Source organism: Marivita sp., assembly GCF_017643905.1.
In the GTDB taxonomy this organism is placed as follows: Bacteria; Pseudomonadota; Alphaproteobacteria; order Rhodobacterales; family Rhodobacteraceae; genus Marivita.
Genome location: NZ_JAEPMO010000214.1, coordinates 1 through 5436, shown reverse-complemented (window position 1 = coordinate 5436; position 5436 = coordinate 1). Strand labels below are relative to the sequence as shown.

Genomic DNA, 5436 nt, shown 5'->3' with positions numbered 1-5436 from the left:
CAACGCTGCCGGGTTCACTTCCAGCGCAACCTCCTGGCCCGCGTAGGCAAGACCCACAAGCCCGTGGTCAGCGCCGTGGTGAAGACCGTCTTCGCCGAGAAGGACCGCGACCAGGCCCATGCCCGTTGGCGCGAGGTGGCCGACAGCCTGCGCGAGCGGTTCCGGGATGTCGCCGAGCTGATGGATGACGCGGAGCATGACGTGCTGGCCTACATGGCCTTCGACGAAAGTCTGCGCTCGAAGTTGCACAGCACCAACCCGCTGGAGCGCGTCAACAAGGAGATCAAGCGGCGGACCAACGTGGTCGGGATCTTCCCGAACCGCGAGGCCGTGATCCGCCTCGTCGGGGCGCTCATGTTGGAGCAGAACGATGAGTGGGCCGTCTCCCGCCGTTACATGCCGGTGGAAAAGCTGACCGCCATGTGCAACGATGACGACGCGGCGACGATGATCGCCGCTCAGTGAACGAGCAAAACCGGCTATGAAGAAGCAGGTGGACGCCAGTTCCTACACCACTTCCCGGGGCACTACCTCGAGTTCTGCTTCCGCCATCAAGAACTCAAGTTTGCGGGTCTTGTTGCCCCTTGTGGAAAGGCTTTTGCAATCGTCGCGCTGGATCCAGATCGCGGGGTCAGCCAACTCAGCACTCAGTCGGTCGAGTCGCTCCAGCGGCGTGGGCAGATGGGCAAGAAAGCGGCCTGGAAAACGGGCAAGATGCATGGAGCCTCCGGCCAAACAACTCACACGCGATACCAGAGACATAGGCGGACGCCAATGGCACTGATGTGTTCTTTCACAGAGAGACTGTATTTGACTGAAAGCGGATTCAGTCACAAGTGGGTTGGGGCACGGTTTTCTGAGACAGTTGTGAGCGCTATTTCCGACAGGAACGGGAGTAGACCATGACTAAGAAAACGACGGAGATTACAGGCGCGACGGAGGCCGCGGCCCCGACGCCGCGCGCCCATACAGCTTTTGCACTTATTCATGAGGTGTATCCGGCGGCTGTGAAAAAGTTCCAGCATTCGTCCGGGTTGAAGAGATCGCAGATCTCGCCAATTGCACTTATGAGGTGATCGAAGGTTCTCGCGCCGATCCGTCGGAGATGGGCCTTGAGCTTGGAGAAGGCCATTTCTATCGGGTTGAGATCGGGGCTGTAGGGTGGCAGAAACAGAAACCAACACCCATTCGCCTTGAGCAACGCCGCGGCCTTGTCGCTTTTGTGGGTGGCCAGGTTGTCGAGGATGACGACGGTGCCGGGCTCAAGCTCGGGGATGAGGACCTTTTCGATGTAGGTATCAAAGGCGTCTCGATCCATCGCGCCCGAGATCACCCACGGTGCGACGATCCCTTCGCTGGACAAGCCCGCAATCAAGGTTTGGTTTCCCCATCGCCGAAACGGGGCGCTCCCCTTGAGACGCTTGCCTTTCAGGCACCGGCCATGGGACCGGGTCATGTTTGTGTCGGTGCCGGTTTCGTCCAGAAAGATCAATCGCTCGGGATTGGCCCGCATGATGACCTGTCGTTTACCCCAGTCGCGCCGGGCCTTGCGCACCGCGGGCTTGCCCTGTTCCTGAGCGACCAGCCCTTTTTTTATATGTGTAGCCGCGGCGGCGCAGCAGCGCATCAATGCCGCTTGTGGAGCACGTCACCTCGTGAGCCACCAGCAATGATGGTTGCAGTTCAACCAGAGTAATATCTGGGTCCTGTTCAATCAGTTCTACGAAGAAGTCGAAGAAGGGGTCGAGCTTGCCACTGCCTTTTCGTGGCCCCGAACGTCGCGGCTCCAACGACGCGCCGTTACGAACCTTGTTGCCCCATCGTGCCGCCGTCGCAGGGCTGAGCAATAGTGCCCTGCCTGCCTCCGCGGCACGCATGCCGCCATCCATCAACCGCTTGAACCGGACACGAAGGTCCATCGAAAGTGCGTTGCCCATCTGACATCCTCCACGAGAGGACTGAATCAGAAAACACAAGCCTCGGGAATCCCACACGATTCATCCATCAATGGCAACGCTGTAACGCTGGCGGCATCAGGCCCGATGCCGCCAAGGGGCTGACTCTGCGCCACGATCACGGCTCAAACTACATGTCGGAGGACTTCCAGAATGAGATCAAATGTTTCGGCATGATCAGCTCTCCTGCATTCGTCAGGCAGCCGGAAGGCAATGGCGTCGCCGAGAGGGCGATACGGACCCTCAAGGAACAGCTTTTGTGGGTGCGGCACTTCAAAACAGTTGAGGAGCTACGCGCCGCGCTCGCCGAGTTCGCCGCAAAGTACAACGCATCATGGCTGCGCCAGCGCCATAGATACAAAACACCCGGGCAGATTAGAGCCGAGCAAAAAGGCCTTGAAGCCGACGCTGCCACGGCCATCATGATGGCAGCTTAACCAGCGCAAAGCGCTGTCTAATAACCGTGCCCCAGTACAGATTCAGTCACAAGGAACATGCGCATATCTTACGCAATAGCAAAAATAAATTGCACTTTGGTCCCAGCACCTCTCCATCAACGTGTGTTTTTTTCTTGTCCGCGCGCTTAGGATAGTAAAAACTGACTGCAGGCGATTGCCAATTCAATGAGCGGCGCCAACTCATACACGGAGGTAAGACATGAATATAAGGAGCACGGTTCTAGGAGCCTTATGCGCCGTATCAATGGCATTTGCCGGGGCCGCCGCAATGGCCCAAAAAGCCGGCGGGACGCTGGTGTACATCGTCCAGCCGGAGCCGCCGTCGCTGGCGTCGTTCCTGTCGACATCGGGTCCAATCGGCCTTGTTGCGCCCAAGATCTACGAGGGCCTTCTGGACTATGACACTGATCTGAACATCGTACCGGCCCTGGCCGAAAGCTACACGGTCAGCGAGGACGGCAAGACCGTCACATTCAACCTTCAGCAAGGTGTCCACTGGCATGATGGCGAGCCATTCACCTCAGCTGACGTGCAGTTCACCGTGATGGAGATCCTTAGCAAGGTGCATCCGCGCGGACCCAATTCGTTCCGCGAGGTCGTTTCAATCGACACGCCCGACGAACACACGGCAGTCTTCAACCTTGCGAACCCGGCGCCCTACATGCTGCGCGCGCTGTCGGCCTATGAAAGCCCGATGGTGCCCAAGCACCTGCTTGAAGGCCAGGACCCGCGCAACTCGGATCTTGCGACAAACCCGGTCGGCACTGGCCCGTTCAAGTTCGTCGAATGGCAGAAGGGTCAGTATATCCGTCTCGACAAGAACGAGGACTACTGGAAGGAAGGACTGCCCTATCTCGACCGTGTCGTTGGCCGCTTCATCCCTGACGCCTCCACCCGCACCGCGGCGATGGAGAATGAAGAGGTGATGTATGGCGCATTCGGTGCGATCCCCAACATCGACGCCGTGCGACTGCGCGACACCGATGGGTTCAACGTGACGACCGACGGCTACGCAATGATCAACCCGATGGCATTGATCGAGTTCAACACGACGAAACCGCCGTTCGACAACCCCGCCCTGCGCCGAGCTGTCACCGTCGCGCTCGACCGGGAGTTCCTTATCGAGAACATCTGGTTCGGCTACGGCAAACCTGCAACCTCGGCTCTTTCGAGCAACTTTGCGGCCACCGGTCTCTATGCCGGGGCAATGCCCAACTACGCGCCCAACGCCCAATCTGAACAGGCCATTGCCATTCTCGACGAAGCCGGTATTGCGCCAGATGCAGACGGCGTCCGTGCCAGCGTCACGCTGGATCTCATCCCCTATGGTGAAGACTGGCGCCGCGCTGGTGAATACATGAAGCAAGCGCTGTCCGAGATCGGCATAAAGGTCGAGCTTCGTTATGAAGACGTGCCAACTTGGCTCAAGCGCATCTATGCCGACTACGATTTCGACATGAACGTCAATTATTTCTACCAGCTGCCGGACCCGGTGCTAGGCGTTCACCGTCACTATGGCACCGATCAGATCCGCCAGGGCACACATTTCGTGAACTCCTCGCAATACTCCAATCCTGACCTCGACGCGCTTCTGGTCGCCGGCGCTCAGGAAGCAGACGCCACCAAGCGGCAGGAGATTTACGCGGAAATCCAAAAGATACTGGCCAATGACCTGCCGGTCGCAAACCTGTTCGAGATGGAATTCCTGACGGTCTACAACGAAAAGCTCAAGGACCACGCGACATCCGCGCTCGGGTCTTACGGCTCGTTCGCTGAAGCCTGGATCGACGATTGATCCGGACGGATGTGATTAGAAAACCGGGCGCAGCCGCCAAGCCGGCCGCTGCGCCCCAACGATCCGGGGAGCAGTTTATGTCACATTTCGCCCGGCGAATGCGCTATGTGATCAAACGGCTGGTGCAAGCCATTCCGATCGTACTCGCAATCGTCATTCTCAATTTTTTCCTGCTGCAGCTCGCCGAAGGTGATGCGGTGGATGTGCTGGCCGGGGAGGCCGGCTCCGCCACACCGGAATACATGGCCGAGCTGAGGGCCAAGTTCGGTCTTGATCAGCCGCTGATCGTGCAGTTGGGCGTCTACCTGAAAAATGTCGTTCTGCTTGATCTGGGCTATTCCTTCCGGCACGAGATGCCGGTTAGCGAGCTGATATTCGACCGAATGCTGGCGACGCTCCTGCTCATGGTGTCGACCATCCTTCTGGCCGTCGGCTTCGGCATCGTACTTGGCCTTGTCGCCGCGATCAGTCTGAACACATGGCGCGACACCGCGATCTCGATCTTCGCACTTATCACCTATGCCACGCCGCTCTTTTGGGTGGGTCTCATGCTGATCGTGGTATTTTCCCTTAACTTGGGGTGGTTCCCGACATCCGGCATGGAAAACTTCGCCATGTTCTATGAAGGTTGGGACCGGGTGGTCGACATCGCCCACCACCTTGTTCTACCCACGATCACGCTGTCGCTATTCTACCTGGCGCTCTATACCCGGCTGATGCGCGCCTCGATGCTCGAACAAGCCGGACAAGACTACGTCACAACGGCCCGCGCCAAGGGGGTGACGGAGAACCGTATCATGTTCGTGCATGTGCTGCGCAACGCGCTTTTGCCGGTGGTCACCATGGCCGGTGTGCAGGTGGGCGCGTTGATCGGTGGCTCTGTCATCGTCGAGTCGGTCTTTGCATGGCCGGGATTGGGGATGCTCGCTTTCGAAGCGCTGTTTTCGCGGGACCTCAATCTGCTGCTAGGCATCTTCTTGTTGTCGGCGGTTCTTGTCGTGGCGGTGAACCTCGTTGTCGACCTGATCTACTCGACACTCGACCCGCGGATTGAGGTAAGCTGAGACATGACCTTCTGGCAACTTTTTTCTCGCAACCGTGGGGCTGTGCTGGGCCTCGGGATCCTTGCCTTGACCACTTTCATGGCGGCGACGGCCAGCTTGTTTTTCCCCGAGGACCCATTCACCCTCCCCGGCAAATCGATGTCGCTTCCTGGACAGAACGGGTT

General features: G+C 58.5%; 5 protein-coding genes and 3 pseudogenes. 5 read left to right on the top strand and 3 right to left on the bottom strand.

Features of this window, described 5'->3' with window-relative positions; all coding sequences use genetic code 11:
* Positions 1–465: transposase (locus JJ869_RS21725; protein ID WP_292270690.1), on the top strand; the 465-nt coding region annotated here is incomplete at its 5' end.
* Positions 466–531: 66 nt separating this feature from the next.
* Here JJ869_RS21725 and JJ869_RS21720 read toward each other — a convergent pair.
* The 3 genes and pseudogenes from JJ869_RS21720 to JJ869_RS21710 all read right to left on the bottom strand — a co-directional run.
* Positions 532–720 (bottom strand): annotated as a pseudogene (locus JJ869_RS21720) (D-cysteine desulfhydrase); the annotation flags it as partial.
* Between the two features lie 265 nt (positions 721–985).
* Positions 986–1627 carry an IS630 family transposase gene (locus JJ869_RS21715; protein ID WP_292270689.1) on the bottom strand — a complete coding sequence of 214 codons (642 nt, stop codon included), beginning with the start codon at positions 1625–1627 and terminating at the stop codon, positions 986–988.
* Positions 1527–1937: a helix-turn-helix domain-containing protein gene (locus tag JJ869_RS21710; protein ID WP_292270686.1), complete on the bottom strand. Its 411-nt coding sequence runs from the start codon at positions 1935–1937 to the stop codon at positions 1527–1529. Before JJ869_RS21710 ends, JJ869_RS21715 begins: the two co-directional genes overlap by 101 nt.
* A gap of 107 nt (positions 1938–2044) precedes the next feature.
* Between JJ869_RS21710 and JJ869_RS21705 the strand changes: the two are divergent.
* From JJ869_RS21705 to JJ869_RS23215, 4 genes and pseudogenes are all read left to right on the top strand, one after another.
* Positions 2045–2392: pseudogene (locus tag JJ869_RS21705) on the top strand (integrase core domain-containing protein); the annotation flags it as partial.
* A gap of 289 nt (positions 2393–2681) precedes the next feature.
* Positions 2682–4208 carry an ABC transporter substrate-binding protein gene (locus JJ869_RS21700; RefSeq protein ID WP_292270684.1) on the top strand — a complete coding sequence of 509 codons (1527 nt, stop codon included), beginning with the start codon at positions 2682–2684 and terminating at the stop codon, positions 4206–4208.
* A gap of 77 nt (positions 4209–4285) precedes the next feature.
* Positions 4286–5272, top strand: a complete 987-nt coding sequence (locus JJ869_RS21695; protein ID WP_292270681.1) for an ABC transporter permease — start codon at positions 4286–4288, stop codon at positions 5270–5272.
* Between the two features lie 3 nt (positions 5273–5275).
* Positions 5276–5436: pseudogene (locus JJ869_RS23215) on the top strand (hypothetical protein); the annotation flags it as partial.

Coding starts and splice junctions, on each gene's coding strand:
- JJ869_RS21715 (WP_292270689.1), bottom strand. CDS start 1,627: ATGCGCTGCTGCGCCGCCGCGGCTACACATATAAAAAAAGGGCTGGTC.
- JJ869_RS21710 (WP_292270686.1), bottom strand. CDS start 1,937: ATGGGCAACGCACTTTCGATGGACCTTCGTGTCCGGTTCAAGCGGTTG.
- JJ869_RS21700 (WP_292270684.1), top strand. CDS start 2,682: ATGGCCCAAAAAGCCGGCGGGACGCTGGTGTACATCGTCCAGCCGGAG.
- JJ869_RS21695 (WP_292270681.1), top strand. CDS start 4,286: ATGTCACATTTCGCCCGGCGAATGCGCTATGTGATCAAACGGCTGGTG.